The organism is Klebsiella sp. DY2415 (assembly GCF_026314315.1).
Lineage (GTDB): Bacteria > Pseudomonadota > Gammaproteobacteria > Enterobacterales > Enterobacteriaceae > Klebsiella > Klebsiella ornithinolytica.
Genome location: NZ_CP111115.1, coordinates 2287810 through 2310458 on the forward strand (window position 1 = coordinate 2287810; position 22649 = coordinate 2310458).

Annotated in this window: 19 protein-coding genes and 1 pseudogene; 16 read left to right on the forward strand and 4 right to left on the reverse strand. The window is 59.7% G+C overall.

Features of this window, described 5'->3' with window-relative positions; translation table 11 throughout:
* Window position 1: 1 nt before the first annotated feature.
* Window positions 2–598, reverse strand: a complete 597-nt coding sequence (locus OQV00_RS10655) for a cysteine dioxygenase family protein (RefSeq protein WP_004863130.1) — start codon at window positions 596–598, stop codon at window positions 2–4.
* Window positions 599–705: 107 nt separating this feature from the next.
* On the opposite strand from OQV00_RS10655, the gene OQV00_RS10660 reads away from it, so the two are divergent.
* The 7 genes and pseudogenes from OQV00_RS10660 (at window position 706) to OQV00_RS10690 (ending at window position 7773) form a co-directional block, all read left to right on the forward strand.
* Window positions 706–1599 carry a LysR family transcriptional regulator gene (locus OQV00_RS10660; RefSeq protein WP_004863127.1) on the forward strand — a complete coding sequence of 298 codons (894 nt, stop codon included), beginning with the start codon at window positions 706–708 and terminating at the stop codon, window positions 1597–1599.
* Between the two features lie 141 nt (window positions 1600–1740).
* Window positions 1741–2827: pseudogene (locus tag OQV00_RS10665) on the forward strand (LLM class flavin-dependent oxidoreductase); the annotation flags it as partial.
* A 70-nt stretch (window positions 2828–2897) separates the two neighbouring features.
* On the forward strand, window positions 2898–3986 hold the full coding sequence (locus OQV00_RS10670; RefSeq protein ID WP_266280637.1) for an acyl-CoA dehydrogenase family protein: 1089 nt from the start codon (window positions 2898–2900) through the stop codon (window positions 3984–3986).
* A gap of 11 nt (window positions 3987–3997) precedes the next feature.
* Window positions 3998–4972: an ABC transporter substrate-binding protein gene (locus OQV00_RS10675; protein WP_048024829.1), complete on the forward strand. Its 975-nt coding sequence runs from the start codon at window positions 3998–4000 to the stop codon at window positions 4970–4972.
* Window positions 4969–6015: an ABC transporter substrate-binding protein gene (locus OQV00_RS10680; protein ID WP_266280296.1), complete on the forward strand. Its 1047-nt coding sequence runs from the start codon at window positions 4969–4971 to the stop codon at window positions 6013–6015. The genes OQV00_RS10675 and OQV00_RS10680 overlap by 4 nt, the downstream gene beginning before the upstream one ends.
* A complete protein-coding gene (locus OQV00_RS10685) occupies window positions 5996–6991 on the forward strand; it encodes an ABC transporter permease (protein ID WP_088911839.1) in 996 nt (331 codons plus the stop codon). Before OQV00_RS10680 ends, OQV00_RS10685 begins: the two co-directional genes overlap by 20 nt.
* Entirely contained in the window at window positions 6985–7773 is a 789-nt protein-coding gene (locus OQV00_RS10690) for an ABC transporter ATP-binding protein (RefSeq protein ID WP_064356970.1), read from the forward strand. Before OQV00_RS10685 ends, OQV00_RS10690 begins: the two co-directional genes overlap by 7 nt.
* A gap of 67 nt (window positions 7774–7840) precedes the next feature.
* Here the strand turns inward: OQV00_RS10690 and OQV00_RS10695 are convergent, their stop codons facing one another.
* Complete coding sequence (locus OQV00_RS10695) at window positions 7841–9910, reverse strand: TonB-dependent siderophore receptor (protein WP_086817543.1); 2070 nt, start codon at window positions 9908–9910, stop codon at window positions 7841–7843.
* A gap of 517 nt (window positions 9911–10427) precedes the next feature.
* Here OQV00_RS10695 and OQV00_RS10700 point away from each other — a divergent pair.
* From OQV00_RS10700 to OQV00_RS10735, 8 genes are all read left to right on the forward strand, one after another.
* Window positions 10428–11249 (forward strand): ABC transporter ATP-binding protein, encoded by an 822-nt coding sequence (locus OQV00_RS10700; RefSeq protein WP_004863104.1) that lies wholly within the window; start codon window positions 10428–10430, stop codon window positions 11247–11249.
* The gene (locus tag OQV00_RS10705; protein ID WP_075808454.1) at window positions 11246–12268 is read left to right on the forward strand and encodes a FecCD family ABC transporter permease; all 1023 of its coding nucleotides are present in this window, start codon (window positions 11246–11248) and stop codon (window positions 12266–12268) included. Before OQV00_RS10700 ends, OQV00_RS10705 begins: the two co-directional genes overlap by 4 nt.
* Window positions 12265–13317 (forward strand): FecCD family ABC transporter permease, encoded by a 1053-nt coding sequence (locus OQV00_RS10710; protein ID WP_004863097.1) that lies wholly within the window; start codon window positions 12265–12267, stop codon window positions 13315–13317. Before OQV00_RS10705 ends, OQV00_RS10710 begins: the two co-directional genes overlap by 4 nt.
* 15 nt (window positions 13318–13332) lie before the next feature.
* Window positions 13333–14286, forward strand: coding sequence for an iron-siderophore ABC transporter substrate-binding protein (locus OQV00_RS10715; RefSeq protein ID WP_004863094.1), 954 nt, complete (start codon window positions 13333–13335; stop codon window positions 14284–14286).
* Entirely contained in the window at window positions 14283–15182 is a 900-nt protein-coding gene (locus tag OQV00_RS10720; protein ID WP_004863091.1) for a MurR/RpiR family transcriptional regulator, read from the forward strand. The genes OQV00_RS10715 and OQV00_RS10720 overlap by 4 nt, the downstream gene beginning before the upstream one ends.
* Window positions 15183–15277: 95 nt before the next feature.
* Window positions 15278–16045, forward strand: coding sequence for a basic amino acid ABC transporter substrate-binding protein (locus OQV00_RS10725; protein ID WP_004863087.1), 768 nt, complete (start codon window positions 15278–15280; stop codon window positions 16043–16045).
* 65 nt (window positions 16046–16110) lie between these two features.
* Window positions 16111–16875: an amino acid ABC transporter permease gene (locus tag OQV00_RS10730; protein WP_004863083.1), complete on the forward strand. Its 765-nt coding sequence runs from the start codon at window positions 16111–16113 to the stop codon at window positions 16873–16875.
* Window positions 16862–17584: an amino acid ABC transporter ATP-binding protein gene (locus tag OQV00_RS10735; protein WP_004863080.1), complete on the forward strand. Its 723-nt coding sequence runs from the start codon at window positions 16862–16864 to the stop codon at window positions 17582–17584. Before OQV00_RS10730 ends, OQV00_RS10735 begins: the two co-directional genes overlap by 14 nt.
* A gap of 57 nt (window positions 17585–17641) precedes the next feature.
* Here OQV00_RS10735 and OQV00_RS10740 read toward each other — a convergent pair whose 3' ends face one another.
* Window positions 17642–18844, reverse strand: a complete 1203-nt coding sequence (locus OQV00_RS10740; RefSeq protein WP_004863077.1) for an MFS transporter — start codon at window positions 18842–18844, stop codon at window positions 17642–17644.
* Window positions 18845–19133: 289 nt separating this feature from the next.
* On the opposite strand from OQV00_RS10740, the gene OQV00_RS10745 reads away from it, so the two are divergent.
* Complete coding sequence (locus OQV00_RS10745; RefSeq protein ID WP_064359793.1) at window positions 19134–20291, forward strand: M20 aminoacylase family protein; 1158 nt, start codon at window positions 19134–19136, stop codon at window positions 20289–20291.
* A gap of 62 nt (window positions 20292–20353) precedes the next feature.
* Here OQV00_RS10745 and fdhF read toward each other — a convergent pair whose 3' ends face one another.
* Entirely contained in the window at window positions 20354–22504 is a 2151-nt protein-coding gene (gene fdhF / locus OQV00_RS10750) for a formate dehydrogenase subunit alpha (protein ID WP_004863070.1), read from the reverse strand.
* Window positions 22505–22649 lie beyond the last annotated feature (145 nt).

Here is a 22649-nt window from a genome sequence, read left to right on the forward strand (position 1 = left end):
ATTAATTATCCTTCGGGAAATCCCAGATATTGGGTAAGTGGCGATTGGAGTAGCCGGAAATAAAGGGTTTGATGAGACCTTCCGGCGTATAGACGGCACGTTTAACGGCGCCAATATTGCCGCCGTAGACATGGATACTGATCGACACGCTCTCCGCCAACGCGTTACTGACGCGGTGAATATCACCATCGCGGGAGGAGACTTTTTCGACCTCGCCCGGGGAGAGTCGTCCGGCAATACCGTCGGCCACCGGAAGGCCTGTCGCATCGAGGCGATAGCGCTGATTCTCTTCCGCGCCGCGTAGCATGCCGATGACGCCCCACACGCGGTGATCGTGAATCGGCGTGGCCTGCCCGGGCCCCCAGACAAAGCTGACGATCGAAAAGCGTTGTCCGGAATCGGCGTGCAGCAGGTATTGCTGATAGTGGTGGGGATGCGGCAACGCGTACTCGTCCGGCAGCCAGTCATCCTGCCGGACCAGCCGCGCCAGGCGCTGCGCCACCGCCTCCAGCAGAGGCGATTCGTCAGTGAACTGCCGATGAAGGGCATCAACTTCTTGAATAAAATGGCGTAGTTTTTCCAGTCGTGGTGCGGTCATGTACGGTTCCTGTCAGAGGGACTGGTCATTACGCTAACAAAGGCGTTAATATTATTTAAATGCAATTTACGCATATATTAATATGCAAAATTCACATTAAGGATTCTATGCGCATCGACGACATTGACGCCCTGCTGGCGACGGTACAGTTTTCTTCCCTCAATCAGGCGGCGGAATATCTGGGAATTACCCAGTCGGCCATTACCCGACGGCTGCAGCGTCTGGAGCAAACTCTCGGGGTGACTCTGTTGGAGCGCCAGACCCGGCCGTTGACGCTAACTGCTGCCGGGCACCGGGTTTATGAGCAATGCCTGAGCATCAAGCGGGAGACAAAAAAGCTGTACGGGCTGCTGGATCCGCAGGCCGAACCGCACGGTATTTTGCGCCTCGGCGTACCGCAGAGCGTGGCGGAAATTGCGCTTCAGCCGGCGCTGCTGGCGCTACGCCAGCAGTTTCCGCAGCTCCAGCCGCAGGTCACCTGCGGCTGGAGCGGGTTGCTGCAAAAGCGGCTCGAGAGCGTCGAGCTGGATGGCATGCTGGCGATGGGGCCGGCACAGCAGGTCTTTGCCGACGGCTATGTCGGCCGGTTGCTGTGTTCGCTGGATATTGTGGTGATTGCGGCGAAAAGCCTGCGCCTGCAGGCCGCTGAACTGCGGGACTGCGCGTCTCAGGGATGGGTGCTTAACCCTGACGGCTGCGGACTGCGGGCAGGGTTAATTCGTGAACTACAGGCTCAGGGGCTGCGGCTTCAGCTGAACGTCGAAACAGCGGGCGCTCACCTGCAAATTGGCCTCGTCGCTCAGGGTCAAGGGTTGGGTCTGGTGCCGCGTGCGGCGCTGGCCGCCAGCCCGTGGCGCGATGAGGTGACAGCCCTGACGTTAGCCGATTTCCAGCCGGCGGTCTGCTTGTGGCAGGTGAGCGCACAGAATCTGGCGAATCTACAGCAGCCGTTCACTTTTTTTGCCGGGAAAATCGTCCAGCAGTTAACTCTATCTGACTGAATAGTATATTAAATTACCAAAATGCTAATTTTGCATATTAAGATATGATAAAAATGCATTTTGCTCATTAACTGCCGATGTATAGGGTAACGACAGGCGCCGCCGCTGCGGCCACCGTTACCCGACGCAAGGAGTTATGTTATGAGCATTCAGTTTCTCGGGATGATCGGCCATCGCCTCTCATCCGAAACCATCGCCCCGGCAGGACCGGTTTTTGACCGCGACTATATCGTGCGCTTTGCGCAAACTCACGAAGCGGCCGGCTTCGATCGCCTGCTGGTGGGGCATTGGTCCGATCAGCCGGATGGCTTTCTGGTTACCGCGCTGGCCGGGTTATCGACGGAGAAAATCAATTTTCTGCTGGCCCATCGCCCGGGATTCGTCTCGCCGACGCTGGCGGCACGTAAGTTTGCTACCCTGGAGCATCTGCTCGGCGGGCGTCTGGCGGTGCATATCATCAGCGGCGGCAACGATGCCGAACAGCGTCGGGATGGTGACTACCTCAACCATGACGAGCGCTACGCGCGTACCGATGCTTTCCTGGATACGGTGCGAAAAGTCTGGACTGCGGAACAGCCCGTTGATATCGACAATGACTTTTATCAGGCCGAGCAGGCGTGGTCGGCTATCCGCCCGCTGCAACAACCGCACATTCCGATCTACTTCGGCGGCTCGTCCGAGGCCGCCATTGCGGTAGCCGGTAAACATGCTGATGTTTTTGCCCTGTGGGGCGAATCGTTAGGGCAAACGGCGGAGACCATCCGTCGGGTGCGGGCCGAAGCCGCGAAGCATCAGCGCCACATTGATTTTAGCGTCTCATTCCGGCCGATTATTGCCGACAGCGAAGCGCAGGCCTGGGAGAAGGCCGAGCATATTTTACATGTCGCTTCCGAACGGGCGGCGCAGGCGGGCCAGGGTTTCAAAGCGAAGCCAGACAGCGAAGGGGCACGGCGCCTGCGGGCCACGGCAGAACAGGGAAATGTGGTGGATAAACGTCTGTGGACCGGTATTGCGAAACTGGTTGGCGGCGGCCATAACTCCACCGCGCTGGTCGGAACGGCGGAACAGGTTGCCGATGCGCTGCTGGATTATTACGACCTCGGGGTGCGCAACTTCCTGATTCGCGGCTTCGATCCATTAAACGATGCGCGGGAATACGGGAAGGCTCTGCTGCCGATTGCTCGCGAAAAAGCGGCTCAGCGCGCGATTCAGGAGCGCGCATCGTGACGCATTCCGTTCAACAGCCCCTGCGGCCGCAGGCCGACTGGTTGCGGCAGCTAACCCACATTCGTCAGCAGATGGCCGAACAGGCGGCAGAGCTTGACCGCAGCGGCGATTTTCCCCACCACAATCTCGCGCTCCTGCATCAGAGCGGTTTTCTGAGCCTTGCCACGCCGGCGCAGTATGGCGGGGCGGGGGCGGATTTGGCCCGGCTGCAGCAGGCGATTACCGCCATTGCGTGGGGGGAACCGGCGACGGCGCTGATCGTCTGTATGCAGTATCTGCATCATCTGCGTCTGGCGGAGAGCGACGGCTGGGCGGAACCGCTGCGTCGGCAGGTCTATCGCGATGCCGTCGAGCGAGGGGGATTGATCAACAGCCTGAGAGTTGAACCTGAACTCGGCTCGCCGGCGCGCGGGGGGCTGCCGCAGACGGTTGCAACACGTACCGCCGACGGCTGGCGTCTTAACGGGCACAAACTCTATACCACCGGCGTTGAAGGGCTAAGCTGGCTGGCTATCTGGGCACGAAGCGACGATCTCGATCCGCAGGTCGGCACCTGGCTGGTACCGCGAGAAAGTGACGGTGTCACCATTATTAAAAGCTGGGACCATGCCGGAATGCGCGCGACCGGCAGCCATGAAGTGATACTGAAAAATGTACCGATCCCCCGGCAAAATGCGGTGGATATCTGGCCGGCATCTGCGCCTCCCGCCGCGGATGCCGAACGTTTCCGTCTCTTCGCCAATCGACAGACCGCGCTGTTAGCCGCGATCTATGACGGCGTGGCCCGCGCGGCGCGGGACTGGTTGCTGGGCTGGCTAAGTACGCGGGCGCCGGCTAACCTCGGGCACCCGCTCTCCCGTCTACCGCGTGTGCAGGAAAAAACAGGTCAGATAGAAGGCTGGCTGCTGACGAACCGCTGTCTGCTGCAACAGGCCGTCGGACTGGAATTGACCGCCGCCGAGGCCAATCTGGCCAAGGTCACCATTACCGACAACGCGGTGCAGGTCGTGACTCTGGCGCTGGAGCTTACCGGCAATCATGGCCTTAGCCGACAACATCCTCTTGAACGCCACTATCGCAACGTGCTGTGCGGGCGCGTGCATACGCCGCAGAGCGACAGCGCGTGGCAGGCGGCGGGTCAACACGCTTTTCAATCATAAGGATAATGTTTATGCACGAACGAACAATAACAAGATTGGCCGCGGGGCTCTCGCTGCTGGCGCTGAGCGCTTTGGCGTCGGCGCAGGAGCGCATCACTCTGCGAATTGCCGATCAGAAAGGGGGCATGCGCTCGCAACTCGAAGCGGCCAACGCGCTGCAAAACCTTGGCTATGAGATCAAGTGGGCTGAGTTTCCGGCCGCCGCACCGCTGGCGGAAGCGCTGAACGCCGGCGCGGTAGACGCCGGGATTATTGGCGATGCGCCGCTGTTATTTGCCCTCGCCAACGGCGCGCCGGTAAAGGCCATTGCCGTCGATAAAAGCAACCCGGCGGGCACGGCCGTGCTGGTTCCTCCGGGAAGTTCGCTAAAGCGCGCCGCGGATTTAAAAGGTAAGCGGATCGCCACCGGGAAAGGTTCGATCGGTCATTACGTGGCGCTGAAAGCCCTGCAGCAGGCGGGGATCTCACCGACAGAGGTGCAGTGGGTATTTCTCGGCCCGGTCGATGCCAAAGTGGCTTTACTCAACGGCTCGGTCGATGCCTGGGCGACCTGGGAACCCTATACCACCCAGCTGGTGAAAACCGCCGAAGGTCAGATTCTGGTGAGCGGTACAGGGCTGCTGCCGGGGAATACGTTTCTGGCGGCAACGGATGAAAGCTTAAAGGATCCGGCTAAGCGCGCGGCGCTACAGGATTATCTCACCCGCCTGGCTGGGGCGGAGCGCTGGGCTTACGCCAATCTCGAGAGCTATGGCAAAACCCTTGGTGACATCATCCGTTTCCCGCCGGACATTGCCCGGGCGCAGTTTGCTAACCGCCAGTCGCAGTGGCAGCGTCTGGACTCGCGCACCATTGAACAGCAGCAGGCGACCGCCGACTTTTATCAGGCCAATGGTCTGATTCGCGCGAAGCTGGATGTCACGCCGACCTTTGATACCCGATTTACGCTGCCTGATGTCCCGGCCGCTCAGGAGAACAGACCATGAATCAGTCCGCTTTCTCACGCCGCAGCTTTTTACAGCTCAGCGGTGGGACCATGCTGGCAGCGGCCGCCTGGCCGCTGTGGGCGCATACGATGACCACGATGCCGGCGGAGGGCGGAAACGGTGAAAACCTGGCGCTGCGGCTGGCGGAACCCTACAAGCTGAAGCTGGCCATCAACAAGAGCGCGGTTTGCCTCGCGCCGGTGGCGGTCGCTGAGCAGCAGAAGTTTTTCAGCAAATACAACCTTGAGGTTGAGTTCGTTAACTTCGGCAACTCGACCGATGTGCTGTTGGAGGCCATCGCGACCGGCAAGGCCGATGCCGGTGTCGGGATGGCGCTGCGCTGGTTGAAGGCGCTGGAGCAGGGTTTTGACGTCAAGTTGACGGCCGGAACGCACGGCGGCTGTCTGAATCTGCTGACGGCAAAAAATTCGCCGTTTGGCGGCCTGGAGAGTCTGAAAGGGCAGACGATTGGCGTCACCGATATGGCCGGACCGGACAAAAACTTCTTCGCTATTTTGCTCAAACGCCATGGCATCGATCCGATAAGCGACGTGCAGTGGAAAGTTTACCCGGCGGATCTGCTCAGTATCGCGCTGGATAAGCAGGAGATTGCCGCCATCAGCGGCAGCGAGCCCTTCAGCTTCCGCCTGCTGCAAAGCGGGAAATATCAGCTGATCGCCAGCAATATGAGCGGCGATTACGCCAACCTGAGCTGCTGCGTGCTGGGGGTAAGCGGGGCGCTGGCCCGGGATCACAAACCGGTTGCCGCCGCGCTGACCCAGGCGATTCTCGAGGCGCACAGCTATGCATCGGCTCACCCCGAAAGCGTGGCGCAATCGTTCATGGCCCATGCATTAAACACCGATGAGGCCGAAGTCTCGGGGATCCTTCATGGCCAGGGGCATGGACACCACGCCGTAGGAGAAGCCTTTGTGAATGAATTGACCCAGTACGTGAGCGATCTGCAGCGGGTACAGGTGATCAAACCGGGGACCAATCCTCACCAGTTTGCGGAGAGTATTTATGCCAACGTATTCGCCTGATCGGGCGCTGTCGCGCGCCGGGGGGCGCTATCCGTTGTGGTCTGAAGGGCTGCTGGCCGCCGCGCTGTGGCTGGCGGGCGGGATGTTTACTTTGGCGTGGCCGGATGTCGGGCGACGCTGGCCCTACAGCGCGGGGTGGGCGATGAGTCAGCTCGCCATCGCCGGTGGACTGCTGGCGCTGGCGCTAAGTTGCCGCTACTGGCATCAGCGGGGCGGTCGTCTGCTCGCGGCCGGAAAGTGGCTGGCGCTGCTGCCGCTGCTGTTTACGTTATGGCAGTGGCTGACGGCAAAAACGGCGATCCTGCCGGTGCCGTTTTTTGCGCCGCCGCAGGCGCTGGTCGAAGTCCTGGTCGACGACTGGCCGCGGCTGCTGGATAGTCTGCTGCACTCTCTGGGGCTGCTCGGGCTTGGGGTGCTGCTCGGCACCTCCTGCGGTTTTATCAGCGGGCTGGCGATTGGCTGGTCGCAGCGTATCGGCTACTGGCTGCATCCGGTCCTGCGCCTGCTTGGCCCGGTGCCCTCAACGGCGCTCTTGCCGCTATGCCTGTTTATTTTTCCCTCCAGCTTTGGGGCAAGCGTGTTTCTGATTGCGCTGAGTACCTGGTTTCCGGTCACCGTGCTGACCTGGTCCGGGGTCATGAGTATCGATAAAGCCTGGTATGACGTCGCCCGCACGCTGGGGGCCAGCCAGCGTTTTCTGATTTTACGGGTGGCGATTCCCGCCTCGCTGCCGAATGTGTTTGTCGGCTTGTTCATGGGGCTGGGCGCATCGTTCTCAGTGCTGATCGTCGCTGAAATGGTTGGCGTGAAATCGGGCATCGGTTTTTATTTGCAGTGGGCGCAGGGCTGGGCGGCTTACCCCAATATGTATGCCGCGCTGCTGGTCATGGCCTTTCTCTGTTCCGGCCTGATAAGCGGGCTGTTTATGGTGCGCGATCGGCTGCTGAAGTGGCAGCGAGGAGGGATGACATGGTAGCGACAGCGGCATCCCAGAACAGCGCCCGGGTTGGCGCTGGCATCGAGATTCACCATTTGCACCATGCCTTTTCCCTCGGCAGGGAAACGGTGCCGGTGCTGGAAAATATCAGTCTGCGGCTGCGTCCGGGAGAGAGCGTGGCGCTACTGGGACCTTCGGGCTGCGGTAAGTCGACGCTGCTGCGGCTGCTGGCGGGACTGGAACCCATGCAGGGCGGGCAGATCCGGATAGATGACGCGCCGATGGGCGGTCCGGGGCCCGACCGCATTCTGGTGTTTCAGGATCCGACGCTCTATCCGTGGCTGACGGTGCGGCAAAATGTGCTGTTGGGGCCGCAGGCGCAGGGCAAAAAAGGGCGTGAAGCGCAGGCCGATGCGCTGATAACGCGTATCGGTCTGCAGGGATTCAGCCAGGCGTGGCCCCGGCAGCTTTCCGGCGGGATGGCCCAGCGGGCCGCGCTGGCGCGCGCGCTGCTCAACGAGCCGCGTTTACTGCTGCTCGATGAGCCCCTCGGCAAACTGGACTCGCTGACCCGCATCGGCATGCAGCGCGAGCTGATTACGCTCTGGCAGCAGCAGGGCTACACCAGCCTGCTGGTGACCCATGACATTGAAGAGGCGCTGCTGCTATGCGAACGCGTGCTGGTGATGTCGCCGCGGCCGGGGCGTATCATTGGCGAATTTACGCTACCGCTGGCCTTTCCCCGGCATCGGGATAACCCGCAGCTGTTGCAGCACCGACAGGATATTTTACGCATGTTGGGGCAGGCGGAGGACTGGTAGTCTGGCGCAGGAGCAACGGATGGACCCGGACAGGCCGCGATGGCGCTGTCCGGGCGTGGTGATGCGATCAGAAGTCCATTTTCACCGTAAACTGCACTTCCCGCGGATCGCCAATCTGATTGCCCAGGTTGTTTGTGGCGATGGATGAGGTGTAGTAGGTCTTATCAAACAGGTTCTTCACGTTAACCTGCAGCGTCACCGGATATTGCAGCTTCATCTTATAGGCGGCGAAGACATCGGCGACCGCGTAGCCCTGCAGATAATAGTCCGCGCCGTTGGTGCCGGAGCGTTTGCTCACCGCGCGACCGCCGCCGCCGACGGTCAGCGTATTGCTGTCGTAGACGTTATGGATGTCGTAGCTGAGGAACAACGAACCGGTGTGTTTCGGGACGTTGGGCAGCGGCTTACCGGCATAGTCAGGATCGTCGAGCACTTTCGCGTCGGTATAGCCGTAGCTGGCGATCACGCTCAGGTTATCGGTAATCGAACCGGCCAGATCCACCTCGACGCCGCGTGAACGCACTTTCCCGGCGGTCTTGGCGACAGTCTCATCGCCGACGGCTTCGGTGTACAGCACGTTGCGTTTATGGATATCAAACAGCGCGATGTTGGCGGTGATACCGCTTAACAGATCGAACTTGGCGCCCACTTCATAGGATGTAGACTCTTCGGGCGGCAGATTGCCGATGTAGCTGGCGATCGATGACTGCGGCATAAACGACTGCGCCACGTTACCGAACAGCGACACGGTTGGCGTGAGCTTATACACCAGACCAAATTTCGGCGTCCATTTCTGGTCGCTGCTGTCGGTGTTGACGTTGAACGGACGCCCTTTGCCGGCGTACTGGGTGTAATACTGATAGCGCATCCCGGCGACGGCAATCCACTTGTCGGTCAGATAGAGCGCATCCTGAACGTAGGCGGCGTAGCTCTCCTGCTGAATACGCTGATCGCTATCGGAGTCCGAAACGGTGCTGCAGGTGCCGACAGTGCCGTAGACCGGGTTATAAATATTAAACCCTTTCACATTCTTACAGCGGATCATATCGGTGCGCAGCAGATCGTAATTCTCATAGGCGATGCCGGTGAGGACTTCGTTATAAAACCCGCCGACGACCACGTTGCCCTGTAAATCGGCGCGAGTTGTGTGCATCTTCTGCGTTGAGCCGTGGGTGGCGTCAACGCGGCGGGTCAGATCGCCGGTGGCCGAATCGTAGGCCGTCACCCGGGCCTGGTTATCGTTGTAGTGATCCTGGCTGTAACTGTAGTCAAAGCGGGCGGTCCAGGCATCGTTCAGGCGATATTCGGCGTTCAGCTGCGCCAGATCGGAATAACCATCGGTCACGTTAAACGGCTCGTCAAAGCGCGTTTTCCGATCGACGTTGACCGCATGACCGGTATTAAGATCGAAGATGGTACCGCGATCGAACGGAGTATTGTAGTCGCGATGGGAGTACGACACGTTCACCGTCGCCCTGTCGCCAAACCAGGTCAGGGAAGGGGCGATAAAGCTGCTTTTCTCTTTACCAAAGTTGCGCCAGTAATCCTCATGTTGGTACTCGCCGATGATCCGGTAGGCCAGCCGCGTGCCTTCGATGGGGCCGGTGACGTCAAACTGGCCGGTACCGCCGCCAAAGCTGCTGGAGGTGGCGGAAATCGATCCGCCGAAGGTTCTCTCCGGGCGTTTCGTGACGACGTTAATCAATCCGCCGGGGTCAAGAATGCCGTACAGCGTGGAGGCCGGGCCTTTCAGTACTTCTACGCGTTCGGTGGCGGCATTAAAGCTGCGCGGCAAAACGGTACGCAGACCGTTGGTCATGATTGAGCCGTCGCGGTTGGCGCCAAAACCGCGGCGGGTAAAGGCATCCTGGGTCCCGCCGAGGGTGTTGGTCTGGACGACGTTGGCGACGTTATACAGCGCCTCGTCAAGGGTAGTGGCGTGCTGATCTTCCAGCACCTTGTCGCTGACGGTATTTACCACCTGCGGAATATCCAACAGCGGCATCGACGTCAGGGTCGCCGTTGAGCTGGCAACCGGCTGATAGCCGTTGGTGTCGCTCTGAGCACCCGCGGCGACCACCGTCATGGTTTCGTCGCCAGCCGTTTTCTCTTTGCTGGCGCTGTTTTCTGCTGCAATTAATCCCGGTGAGGTAAAAGAACCCAAAAATATCAGTGAAAAAAGAGCTCGCCCTTTCAGCGTTGTGAAAGGGATCGTTGATCGCGTCATTTGTCTGTTTCTCGTGAACGAATCTGTCCTTTGCAGACAGAAAAAGCCAATTAAATCATTGCCCTTAAAAATATTATCTGCCTGTTGCTCGCGATGATTTGCGTTCAGATATGTAATTGAGAATCATTCAATCACGAGAGAATGTAGTAGTAAATGTTATGTAAGATAAAAAATTAACCGTTGCAGGATCGGTGATTGCGGCGCTTTTTCTTACCCGTTTTTTTTGATCTAATTTTTTGTTTTTTATGTAAAAAATTTAAACTTCTTTATGCAGGAATCCTGGTAGTGCAGGCAATTTATGTCCGATAAAACAGAGTATTGACTACTACATTCATCCGCAGCATGATCAAAAGAGAATGAGATTTATTTTTGTTTGAGTGCAGAACGTGCTGGCTGATGCCACGCCGTTGCGGCGCAGGAGCGAGTTATGCCACAGCGGGTGATGCCTGCAGAGCAGGGAATCGTGCTGGATTCCTTGTCGGCCGGATACGGCCAGACCCTGATTGTCGATGATATTCAGTTGACGATCCCTCACGGTAAAATGACGGTACTGGCCGGGGCTAACGGCTCCGGTAAATCTACCTTGCTGTCGACGATTGCCCGCATGCTGAAACCGCTTGGCGGCAGCGTGCGTCTGGATGGTCAGACGATTCACACTATGCCGACCCGGGCGGTTTCACGTCAGCTGGGGATTCTGCCTCAGTCGCCGCTCACTCCCGAAGGATTAACGGTCTTTGAGCTGGTTTCCCGCGGTCGCTACCCCTGGCAGGGATTGATGCGCCAGTGGTCTGATGCCGACGAGCGGGCGGTAGAAGAGGCGATGGCGTTGACCGGCACCGCCGAATTTGCCCATCTGCCGGTAGACAGCCTCTCCGGTGGCCAGCGCCAGCGCTGCTGGATTGCGATGGCGCTGGCGCAGGAAACGCCGACGATTCTGCTGGACGAGCCGACCACCTGGCTCGATTTGCGCTATCAGGTCGATATCCTCGAACTGCTGCAAACCCTGACCCGTGACCATGGACGCACGGTGGTCACCGTGCTGCACGACCTTAACTTTGCGGTGAACTATGCCGATATCCTGGTGTTCCTCAAGAAAGGGCGTATTGCCGGGATCGTGGACGAAAACGCCAGCTGTACCCCGGAGCTGATCAAAACCGTGTTTGACGTTGAGGTCCAGATGTCGCTCAACCCGCAGACCGGTAAACCCTTTTTTATGCCCTTTCGCGCGCGGCAGGAGGAAGCCCAATGAGCGCCTCCGCGCTGCTGTTGCACCGCCGCCGACAGGCGCGGCCAAAACGCGCGCTCGCGCTCCTGACGCTGCTGCTGATTGTCGGTTCGGTGGTGCAGCTGGGACTGGGGGCTCGCTGGATTGCGCCGGAGACGGTGCTCCAGGCGCTGTTTCACTACGATCCACGTAATTTTGACCAGCGGATTATTGTCGAGCTGCGTCTGGTTCGCCTCGCCGCGGCGCTGTTGACCGGCGCGGCGCTGGGCGTCGCCGGAGTGCTGCTGCAGACGGTGATTCGTAACCCGTTGGGGGAACCGCATATTCTGGGGCTTAATGCCGGCGCCTCACTGGCGGTAGTCGCAACATCGGCGCTGGGTCTGAGCGGAATGACGTCAGGTCGCCCGCTGATTGCCGCCGGCGGCGCTGCGCTGCTGTTTGGCGGCGTCATGCTGCTGGCGACCTCCGGGCGCGGCGGGGCGACGCCGCTACGCATCACGCTCTGTGGCGTGGCGCTCTCCGCCTTTGCCTCGGCGGTCACCGCCGCGATCCTGATTCTGGATGAACAAACGCTGCTGGCGATGCGCACGTGGCTGGCAGGCGATCTTGCCGGACTCAACTGGCCAGTTTTACGATCGGCGACGCTTCCGGCGCTGACCGGTGGCCTGCTCGCGCTGCTTATCGCGCCTCGCCTGAACGTTCTGGCGCTGGGCGACAAGGTGGCGCTGGGGCTGGGGGTGAACATTCTTCAGACCCGACTGCTGGGGCTGGGTGCTATTGCGCTACTGTGCGGTGCGGCAGTGGCGGTCGCCGGGCCGATCGGTTTTGTCGGTCTGGTGGTGCCACACGTTATTCGTCGCCTGATCAGCGAAGATATTCGTCTGGCGCTGCCGCTGGCGGCGCCGGTCGGGGCGCTGGTGCTGCTGTTTGCGGATATCGCCGCCCGCACCCTGGTGGCGCCGCAGGAGCTGGCGACCGGGGCGATGACTGCGCTGGTTGGCGCTCCGGTATTTATCTTTATCGCGGCGAGGTTTTTTAAATGAAAAACGCGGTGCGCCGTGCCGGTTTCCGGCCCCTTCGCGCGGGGAGCTGCCATCTGCTCCTGCGCCCTGCGGCGCTGAACATCGCCGCGGTGCTGATTATTGCCATTCTGCTTCTGGCAAGCTTTGGCCTGACGCGCGGCAGCTTCCCGCTGCCTGCCGGTACCCTGGCGCGTGCGCTCTTTGCCCCGGAAAATGTTGGCGACCAGTCACGCTTTATCCTGTTTGATATTCGCCTTCCCAGGCTGCTGATGGCGCTGCTGTGCGGCGCCATGCTCGGGCTGGCGGGGGCGGCGATGCAGAGCATCACCCGAAACGGACTGGCGGATCCGGGGCTGATTGGCGTCAAAGAAGGGGCCAGCGTGGTCGTGCTGGCGTTGATTCTGTTCTTTCCCGCCGTCGGGCTGGTCTGGCGGCCGCTGGCGGGCATTCTCGGCGGGGCGCTGGTGGCGCTGCTGGTGCTGGTTCTGGCCCGGGATTGCTCGCGGCCGCGCTTCATTCTGATCGGTATCGGCGTCTCCTGGACGCTGGCGGCGGCGGTCGGCATTTTTATGACCACCGCCGATGTGCGCGATGTGCAAACGGCGATGATCTGGCTTGCCGGCAGTCTGCATGCGGCAACCTGGACGCTGCTGCTGGTGGCCTTTTTGTGGGCGTTGCCGGGGACATTGATTCTGTTTCTGACCGCCCGGGCGGCGGATGTGGCGCTGCTTGGCGACCGTACCGCCGTGGGACTCGGCGTACGCCTGCAGCAGCTGACCCTGCTGCGCTTTTTTGCGCCGGTGCTGCTCACCTCCGCCAGCGTCTCCTGCGTCGGTAGCCTTGGTTTTGTGGGGCTGATGGCGCCGCACATGGCACGCTTTCTGCTGCGCGGTGGTCAGGTGTCGCTCCTGTGCGGCAGCGCGTTGATTGGCGCGCTGCTGGTGCTGTTTACCGATACTCTCGGCCGTCTGGCCTTCGCGCCGCTGCAAATTCCGGCCGGAATTGTTATTGCGCTGGTGGGGTGTCCGTTTTTTATCTTGCTGCTGTGGCGTCGTCGTGACGCCCTGTAATGTAGAAGGGTTGCTATGCGTTGGCTTATTTCTTTGCTGTTGTTAGCGGCGGGCGTGACCGGCGCCGCCGAGCGTCAAACACAAACGTTTACTGATGATTTAGGGCGGGTGGTGACGGTGCCGCTGCATCCGCAGCGTATCGTCTCGATGCACGACCTGGATATCACGATTCCGCTGATTGAGCTTGGCGTGCCGCCGGTGGCCAGCCACGGGCGCACCCGCCCCGACGGTAGCCACTATCTGCGCTCCAGCGCCCAGCTGACCGGGGTCGATTTTGATAACAGCGCGATTCAGTTTATCGGCACCGCGGATATTGACCTCGAAGCCGTTGCAGCGGCGAAGCCGGATCTGATTATTACCGAACCGAGTCGCCACGTCTCTGTGGAACAGCTGGCGAAGATTGCACCGACGGTCAGCATTGACCATCTGCAGGGCAGCGCGCCGCGAATTTACAGCAAGCTGGCGCAGCTCACCGGCAGCGAAGCGCGGCTGGCCATTCTTGAGCGCCGCTATCAGACGCAGATAGCCCAGCTCAAAGCGATGGTGGATACCCGCAACATCACGGTGTCGGTTATTCAGGCCAACAATGGCAAAGTCACCGTTCACCACTCTTACCACGCGCTGGGACGGGTACTGCGCGACGCCGGGTTTCGTTTTCCGCCGTTGATCGACAAGATCCCTGACGGCCAACGTATTGACGTCAGCGCCGAACAGCTGCCGGAGCTGGATGCAGATTTTGTTTTTGCTACCTGGCGCTCGGATACCGGCGGTAAACCGCAGGAGGAGCTGCAGGCGATGGAAGGGGTGATGCCCGGCTGGTGCGACTTTATGCGTGCCTGCCGCACCGGTCGCTATATCCTGCTGCCGCGTGAGGAGGTTATCTCCAACTCCTTTGCCGCTCTGACCCTGATGGTGGCACAGGTGCAGTCGCACATTGCCGGTCGGCCGCTGCCGGCGGAGCTGAAATGAAAACCCCGGTAAAAAGAGAGAAAGGGCGGGTCGACCTGTTCGGCGAACGCTTTCGCGCCCGGGCGCACCAGCTCTCGCCGCGGCTGCTGGCGGTCGTCAGCTATATCAACGAAAACCGGGAAGTGGTGCTGGAGCGCACGGCGATGGAGATCGCCGCGGCGACTCAGACTTCGGATGCCACGGTGGTGCGGGCCATTCAGGCGCTGGGCTTTGCCGGACTGCGCGAACTGAAGCAGACCATGGAGCGCTGGTTCGGCCCCTCCATCACCTCATCGGAGAAGATGCTGTCAACGGTGAATGCGCTCTCCTGCGATGTGAATTCGAGCATTGATTTTGTGCTGGAGGGCCATCAACGCGCCTGTGAAGTGCTCTCTCGCCCCACCAATCGCGCCGCCGTCGCCCAGGCGGTAGCGCTACTCAGCGAAGCGCGGCAGGTGGCGATTTTCGGCATCGGGGCATCGGGGATTCTGGCGGAGTACACCGGCAGGCTGTTCAGCCGTATCGGATTACCGTCCAGCGTGCTCAACCGCACCGGCTTCAGCCTTGCCGAGCAGCTGATCGGTCTGCAGCGCGGCGATGTGATGATTATGATGGGACAAAAATCGCCGCATCGCGAAGGGATGACCGCGCTGCGTGAAGCCCGGCGGCTGGGGATCCCGACGATTTTGTTAACCCAGGCGGTGGACTCACGCTTCAGCCAGGAGGCGCAGGTGGTGATCGACGTTCCGCGCGGCGGCGATAACGGCCGGGTACCGCTGCACGGTACGGTGCTGGTCTGTCTCGAAATGCTGGTGCTGTCGGTGGCGACCACCACGCCGCAGCGGACCATGAAATCAATGAAGCGCATTAACGAACTGCATAAAGCGATTGGTAAATCCGGCGGTAAACGCAGCTAAGTACGCGATAATTCACAGGCTGAAAGGTTTCCTGTTGCAAGTAATCGTGATGATGTGTATTTTTATGCAAAATTAATGCATAAAAAGAGGTTGTCATGATGGGAAAATGGATGAAGGCGTGCTGTCTGTTGGTGGCTCTGGCAGGGAGCGCGCAGGCGGCACAGGAGACGTACGTTGTCGGTTCCGGCGGGACCTACCGCCCGTTTGAATATGAAAACAGCCAGAAGCAGCTGGAAGGTTTTGATATCGATATCATCAAAGCGATCGCCAAAGCGGAAAACTTTAATATCAAGCTGGTGAATACCCCGTGGGAAGGGATCTTCGCCACTCTCGGCTCCGGCGACCGCGACATCATTATCTCCGGGATAACCATCACCGATAAGCGTAAACAGATGGTTGATTTTTCCGCTCCTTACTTCCCGGCTGAACAGTCCATCGTGGTGCCGGCAGACTCCAAAGTGACCTCCCTGGCAGCGCTGAAGAGTGAGAAGGTCGGCGTGGTGAACTCCAGCACCGGCGATATCGTGGTCTCTGATGTGCTGGGTAAAAACAGCACCTCTATTAAGCGTTTTGATAATACCCCGCTGATGCTGCAGGAGCTGTTTGAAGACGGCGTCAGCGCGGCGGTGGGCGATGTGGGCGTGGTGAAATACTACATCAAACAGCACCCGGAGAAGCAGTTCAGGCTGGTGCCGGACGCCAGGTTTGAACGTCAGTATTTCGGTATTGCGGTGGCCAAAGGCAACGCTGAGCTGCAGGCGAAAATCAACGCCGGTCTGAAGAAAATCGTCGCCGACGGCACCTACGCCAAAATCTATAAAACCTGGTTTGACGACAACGTCCCGACGCTGCCTGCGCAATAATTCATCTTTTGGTTTTCATGACGGCTATCGACGCGTGCGATAGCCGTATTTTTTAGGGAAGCACTATGACGGGATTCCGTTGGGAGATCATCGAGGAGTACGGTCCGCTGTTTATGGACGGCGCCTTGATGACCATTAAATGTACCATTATCTGCGTGATCCTCGGTACTCTGTGGGGCCTGACGCTGGGCCTTGGGCGTATGGCGAAAGCGGAACACGGCGCGTGGAAATATGTGCTGCGCTATCTGGTGCAGTATCCGGTGCGCGTTTACGTCAGCGCGTTTCGCGGCACCCCGCTGTTTGTGCAGATTATGGTGGTGCACTTCGCGCTGGTGCCGCTGTTTATCAACCCGCGTGACGGTCTGCTGGTCAGCCATGGGCTGATGAGCGCCGATTTCGCCCGCGAACTGCGTTCTAACTACGGCGCGTTTCTCTCCTGTATCGTGGCCATTACCCTTAATGCCGGGGCCTATGTCTCGGAAATCTTCCGCGCCGGGATTCAGTCGATTGATAAGGGGCAGATGGAAGCCTCACGCGCGCTGGGGATGCCGTGGTGGAAAACCATGCGCCAGGTGATTCTGCCGCAGGCCTTTCGGCGGATCCTGCCGCCGCTGGGGAACAATGCCATTGCCATCGTCAAAGACTCTTCGCTGGCTTCGGCGATTGGTCTTGCCGATCTGGCCTATGCCGCGCGTACCGTGTCCGGCGCCTATGCCACCTACTGGGAACCCTACCTGACCATTTCTCTGGTCTACTGGGTCATTACCTTCCTGCTGGCGCAGCTGGTTAACCGTCTGGAAAAGAGGTTTGGCAAAAGTGATTCACATTAATAATCTGCACAAACGTTTCGGCGACAGCCACGTACTGCGGGGCATCAGCTGCGATATTAAACCGCAGGAAGTGGTCTGTATTATCGGGCCGTCGGGTTCCGGAAAAAGCACGTTCCTGCGCTGTATGAATGCGCTGGAAAGCGTCAGCGAAGGCATCGTCGAAGTCAACGGCTTTGCCGCCCACGACCGCAGCACCGATCTGAACAAGATGCGGGAAAGCGTTGGCATGGTATTTCAGCGCTTTAATCTGTTCCCCCATATGACGGTGCTGGAAAATCTGATCATGGCGCCAGTCAACCTGCACGGCGTGAGCCGTTCGCAGGCGGTGCTGCTGGCGGAGGAGCTGTTGGCGAAGGTTGGATTAAGCGATAAGCGTGACGCCTGGCCCTCCAGTCTCTCCGGCGGCCAGCAACAGCGGGTGGCCATTGCCCGCGCGCTGGCGATGAAGCCTTCGATTATGCTGTTTGATGAGCCGACCTCTGCACTGGACCCCGAGCTGGTGGGCGACGTGCTGGAAGTGATGAAAAATCTCGCCAGCGAAGGGATGACGATGGTTATCGTCACGCACGAGATGGGCTTTGCCCGTGAAGTGGCTGACCGGGTTATCTTTATCGATCAGGGCATTATTCAGGAAGAGGGGAGACCAGAGCAGATTTTTACCGCTCCGGTCAATCCGCGCACCGCGGCCTTTTTAAGCAAGGTACTATAATACCGTACGACGGCGCGCCATCAGGGAACATCCGCTGATGGCGCTTGCCGTCGCATCTCAGGCGGTTTCAGTCTGAGCATCGTCGTCATCGCGGTCCTGGCGTTCATTCGCCAGCAGCGCTTTCTCCGTTTTCCCCAGGCACTGAATCAGCAGGAACAACACTCCACAGGCCAGAAGGGCGATCAGCAGGCCATCATAACCGGAGACGCTGATCAGCAGGCTACTGACAACCGGCCCGGCAACGCTGCCCGCCGACCAGAAAAAGCCCAGCAGCGCGTTGATCATAATAAGCTTCTGCCCGCTGAAGGTTTTACCGGCGCGCACCAGCGAGAGCGTATATAGCGCCCCCGCCGCCGCGCCAAGGATCAGACACCCGACAATGAGCTGTACAGGCGACGCCAGCAGGAATGGCAGCGCCACCAGGGCGAGGCAAAACACCGCCGCGCAGCTCAGATGCACGCGGCGGATACCAAATTTGTCGGCCACCCAGCCCAGCGGCGCCTGGAAGAAGGCATCGCCGGTTAGCACAATGGTCACCAGCAGGACCGCCATCGCTTCGTTCAGCCCTTTATCCATCCCGTAGAGCGGCAGCAGCGCCAGAATGCTGGCGTCGAAGAAGGCGAAGCAGAAGACGCCGGACGCCAGAACCGGTAAAAACGCGCCCAGGCTACGCCAGCTGGCGCGTTCAGAGAGGCTTTCGCGACTTCCGCTCGGCAGATGGCGCAGCATCAACAGACAGGCTGCGGTCAGACCGACGACGGCCAATAGCACCCAGATTTGATAATCGGCGCCGGCAGAGATCAGCAGCGGCCCGGCCAGCTGGCAGCCGGTGAATGCCGAGGCGTAAATACCGGTCAGCGTCGCGCGGTTTTTACCCGCCGCGCCGCCGGTTATCCAGCTTTCGCCAAGCACGATGATCACCCCGGAGGCGATACCGGTCAGAAAGCGCGGCAGCAGCAGCGGCAGCAGATCGACGGTCAGACAGGAGGCGATGGTGGCGAGCGCCAGCAGGATCAGGTTGGCCGTGAGCAGGGTGCCCATCTCAAAACGACGGCACAGCGCGGGCGAGAGGAACGACGAGAGCATCATCCCCGCCGGCGGCAGTGCGGCCAGCAGGCCGACATAGACCGTGTCTATCTGCTGCTGCGCAAGTTCAAGGCTGATTAAAGGCACCGTATAACCGGTGATAAATCCCACTAATGACGCGGCCATAATCATCGCCAGCGTGGGGGCAAGGCGATTCTGGTCTGGGTTAAACATTTTATTCCCGATAACGGAAGTCAACAGGTGGATAATCCGGCAAAGTGCCGACGACCCTGAATATTAATTAATCGTATGCGCGCTGTCACCGTTGAAATGACTACTAATATTGATACGCGGGTGCGGGCACCCGGCAAAACGCGCCGTTCGGGCCTCCGGGGAGTGTTGTCAGCGCGCTGGCGAAAGGATATAACGAAGAGGGCATTCCGCCAGCGACGGGCGCATGCATAAAATGTATCCCGATTTCATACTCGTTCAGCGTTGATGCTGTGCAGGAAAGGAGTAACACATGGCAGTATCGCCTTCATCGATCGCCGAGGCCATCCGCTGGCGTCGTGATTTTCATGCCTGCCCGGAGCTGGGCTACCAGGAACAGAAAACCTCGCGTCGCGTCGCTGAATTATTGACATCTTTTGGCCTGCAGGTGCATAGCGGGCTGGCAGGGACCGGGGTGGTGGCCACCCTGGAGAACGGCCCCGGGCCGGTTATCGGCCTGCGCGCCGATATGGACGCGCTGCCGATTACTGAACTGGGTGACGTCAGCTACAAGTCCCGTAATCCGGGCGTGATGCACGCCTGCGGCCACGATGGTCATACTGCTATGTTGCTGGCCGCCGCCGCCCATCTGACGCAGACTCGCCGCTTTCGCGGGACGGTGCATTTTGTTTTTCAACCGGCCGAGGAGAACCTCGGCGGTGCGCGCAAGATGGTGGAAGAGGGGCTATTTGAACGTTTCCCGATGGACGGTATCTACGCGCTGCATAACTGGCCCGGGCTGCCGCTGGGGCACGTGGCGGTTAACGAAGGGCCGATGATGGCCTCGCTGGATGCGTTTGAAATCACCCTGACCGGCAAAAGCTGCCATGCGGCGATGCCGGAAAGCGGCGCCGATCCGATTGTCGCCGCCGCGCAGCTGATTATGGCCCTGCAGACGATCCCCTCGCGTCGCCTGTCGCCGCAAGAGTCGGCGGTCGTCAGCATTACCCAGATTAACGGCGGTGAAGCGATTAACGTTTTACCGGACAAAGTGGTGCTGCGCGGCACCTTCCGCTGCCTGAGCAACCGGGTGCGTGAACGAGTGAAAGGGCTGATTGCGCACTATGTCAGTACGCAGCCGCAGGTCTCCGACGTGCAGGGGAGCATTGCCTGGTATCCCGGCTATCCGGTGACCAAAAACCATCGCGCGGAGGCGCTAAAGGTGCGCGAGGCGGCGGTGGCGGTACTGGGCGAGGCGGCGGTGAGCGGGCAGATCGCGCCGTCGATGGCGTCGGAGGATTTTGCCTGCATGCTGGAGGCCTGCCCTGGCGCCTATTTCTGGATCGGTACCGATGGCGAAACGCCGTCGAAACCGCTGCATAATGCCAGCTATGATTTTAACGACGATCTGATTGAACACGGCGTGACGCTGTGGACGGCGCTGGTGGAAAAACTGCTGCCGGCGGGCTGACGCCACGGCGGAACCTGTTGCGATCGCCGTGAAAGGGAGAGGCGATACCTCTCCCCCGACAATCAGGCGTTTACTGCCGCCTTCAGGCGCGCTTTCATGTCACTGTAGGCGCGCCAGGCAAACTGCTCTGCCCAGAGCTGGTCCTTGATGGCTTCTATCTTCACCGCGCAATATTTGGTTTCCGGCGTTTTCGAGACCGGGTCGAGGTTGTCCTGAGTCAGCTCATTGCAGGCACCGACCCACCACTGGTAGGTCATATAGACGGCGCCGTGGTTAATACGATCGCTGATATCCGCGCGGGTAATCACTTTTCCGCGACGCGAGCTCACCCACACCAGCTGCCGATCGGCGATCCCCAGCCGGTCGGCGTCGGCGCGGCTTATCTGCACGCGACCGGGCTCATCGGCAAGGGATTGCAACGCCGCGCAGTTGCCGGTCATCGAGCGGCACGAATAGTGGCCGACTTCGCGCACGGTACAGAGCACCAGCGGATAGTCGGCATCCGGGGTCTCCGCCGGCGCACGCCACGGCGCGGCAAACAGCTGACCTTTCCCCGACGGGGTATCAAAGCGGTTTCCTTTATACAGCCAAGGCGTGCCGGGATGTTCGAGCGTCGGACACGGCCACTGCACGTGGTTCATATCGCCCATTTTTTCATAGGTGACGCCGTAGAACAGCGGGCACAGTTCGCGCATTTCGTCCCAGATTTGCTGGTTGTCGTCGTAATGCATCGGGTAGCCCATTTCGCTGGCCAGCAGGCTGATGATCTCCCAGTCGCGTTTTACGTTGCCCGGGGCCGGGATGGCTTTTTCGAAGCGCTGAAAACCGCGATCGGCGCAGGTGAAGACGCCGCCGTGTTCGCCCCAGGAGGTGGCAGGCAGCAGCACGTCGGCTATTTCGGCGGTTTTGGTCATGAAAATATCCTGCACCACGACAAAATCCAGCGCCTCGATGCCCTTACGCACCAGCCCCAGATCGGCTTCGGTCTGCAGCGGGTCTTCCCCCATGATGTAGTAGGCTTTGATCTCCCCGCTCAGCGCTTTATGCGGAACTTCGGTAATACGGGTGCCGACTTTGTCATCCATTATGGCCGGGTCGATCCCCCAGGCCTCGGCAAATTTGGCGCGGACGTTGGGATCGGTCACCTCCTGATAGCCGGGGAACAGATTCGGCAGCACGCCCATGTCGCAGGCCCCCTGGACGTTATTCTGCCCGCGCACCGGGCCGACGCCGACATGTTCCCGGCCGAGATTACCGGTCAGCAGAGCCAGGCTGGCGAGGCCTTTCACCACGTCGACCGCCTGGCCGAACTGCGTAACGCCCATGCCCCACATAATCGTGGCCGACGGCGCGGCGGCAAACATTCTCACCGCCTGACGTACCTCTTGCGCCGGGACGCCGGTGACCGCTTCCACCGCTTCAGGCGAGTAGGCTTTCACCGCCTCACGGTAGGCGTCCAGCCCTTCGGTAAAGCGTTCGACGTAATCATGGTTATAGAGATCTTCTTCCAGCAGAACGTGGCCGAAGGCGTTGACCAGCGCCATATTGCTGCCGTTGTTGAGCTGCAGGTGGCGATCGGCAATGCGGGCGGTTTCAATTCGTCGCGGATCGCAGACGATGATTTTCGCGCCGTTTTCGCGCGCTTTAATCACCCGACGGGCGACGATAGGGTGGGAATCGGCGCAGTTGTAGCCAAAGACCAGCAGACATTTTGAGTGTTCAATATCGCTGATGGAGTTGCTCATCGCGCCGTTACCCAGCGCCACCTGCAGACCCGCTACCGACGGACCGTGACACACGCGGGCGCAGCAGTCGACGTTGTTGGTGTTTAACACCGCCCGGGCAAATTTCTGCATCACATAGTTGGTTTCATTCCCGGTACCGCGAGACGAACCGGTCGTCATAATCGCGCGCGGGCCATACTGTTCTTTAATCTCCCGGAGTTTTTTAGCCGTATAGCGAATCGCCTCGTCCCAGCTGACCGGGGTGAGTTTCCCCCCTTTCTGGTAGCGAATCATCGGCTGCTTCAGGCGTGGGGTAAGCAGCTGAGTATCATTAAGAAAATCCCATCCGTAATACCCTTTGAGGCACAGCTGATTCTGATTGGTCACCCCATCGGCGGCTTCCGCACGGATAATTTTATTGTTATCGACAACCAGCTTGAGTTTGCAACCCGCCCCGCAATAAGGGCAAACGCTTGTGATTTTTTTCATCAGTAACAGACCTGTTAACAGTGAATGAAGATCGATGGTCAGGCCGGGCCCGGCCCGCCATCGTCATGGAATCCTTTCGCCGCGATGCAAGCGGAAGGCAGGAGCGGTATGCAGAAGTTGTGCCAAAATTAATGCGTTGATATAT

Excerpts from the sequence above, each read along its gene's own strand:
- OQV00_RS10705 (WP_075808454.1), top strand. The coding sequence starts at position 11,246 with ATGAGCGCCTCCGCGCTGCTGTTGCACCGCCGCCGACAGGCGCGGCCA.
- OQV00_RS10700 (WP_004863104.1), top strand. The coding sequence starts at position 10,428 with ATGCCACAGCGGGTGATGCCTGCAGAGCAGGGAATCGTGCTGGATTCC.
- OQV00_RS10745 (WP_064359793.1), top strand. The coding sequence starts at position 19,134 with ATGGCAGTATCGCCTTCATCGATCGCCGAGGCCATCCGCTGGCGTCGT.
- OQV00_RS10710 (WP_004863097.1), top strand. The coding sequence starts at position 12,265 with ATGAAAAACGCGGTGCGCCGTGCCGGTTTCCGGCCCCTTCGCGCGGGG.
- OQV00_RS10670 (WP_266280637.1), top strand. The coding sequence starts at position 2,898 with ATGGCCGAACAGGCGGCAGAGCTTGACCGCAGCGGCGATTTTCCCCAC.
- OQV00_RS10685 (WP_088911839.1), top strand. The coding sequence starts at position 5,996 with ATGCCAACGTATTCGCCTGATCGGGCGCTGTCGCGCGCCGGGGGGCGC.
- OQV00_RS10715 (WP_004863094.1), top strand. The coding sequence starts at position 13,333 with ATGCGTTGGCTTATTTCTTTGCTGTTGTTAGCGGCGGGCGTGACCGGC.
- OQV00_RS10740 (WP_004863077.1), bottom strand. The coding sequence starts at position 18,844 with ATGTTTAACCCAGACCAGAATCGCCTTGCCCCCACGCTGGCGATGATT.
- OQV00_RS10690 (WP_064356970.1), top strand. The coding sequence starts at position 6,985 with ATGGTAGCGACAGCGGCATCCCAGAACAGCGCCCGGGTTGGCGCTGGC.
- fdhF (WP_004863070.1), bottom strand. The coding sequence starts at position 22,504 with ATGAAAAAAATCACAAGCGTTTGCCCTTATTGCGGGGCGGGTTGCAAA.
- OQV00_RS10660 (WP_004863127.1), top strand. The coding sequence starts at position 706 with ATGCGCATCGACGACATTGACGCCCTGCTGGCGACGGTACAGTTTTCT.
- OQV00_RS10655 (WP_004863130.1), bottom strand. The coding sequence starts at position 598 with ATGACCGCACCACGACTGGAAAAACTACGCCATTTTATTCAAGAAGTT.
- OQV00_RS10725 (WP_004863087.1), top strand. The coding sequence starts at position 15,278 with ATGATGGGAAAATGGATGAAGGCGTGCTGTCTGTTGGTGGCTCTGGCA.
- OQV00_RS10720 (WP_004863091.1), top strand. The coding sequence starts at position 14,283 with ATGAAAACCCCGGTAAAAAGAGAGAAAGGGCGGGTCGACCTGTTCGGC.
- OQV00_RS10730 (WP_004863083.1), top strand. The coding sequence starts at position 16,111 with ATGACGGGATTCCGTTGGGAGATCATCGAGGAGTACGGTCCGCTGTTT.
- OQV00_RS10675 (WP_048024829.1), top strand. The coding sequence starts at position 3,998 with ATGCACGAACGAACAATAACAAGATTGGCCGCGGGGCTCTCGCTGCTG.
- OQV00_RS10680 (WP_266280296.1), top strand. The coding sequence starts at position 4,969 with ATGAATCAGTCCGCTTTCTCACGCCGCAGCTTTTTACAGCTCAGCGGT.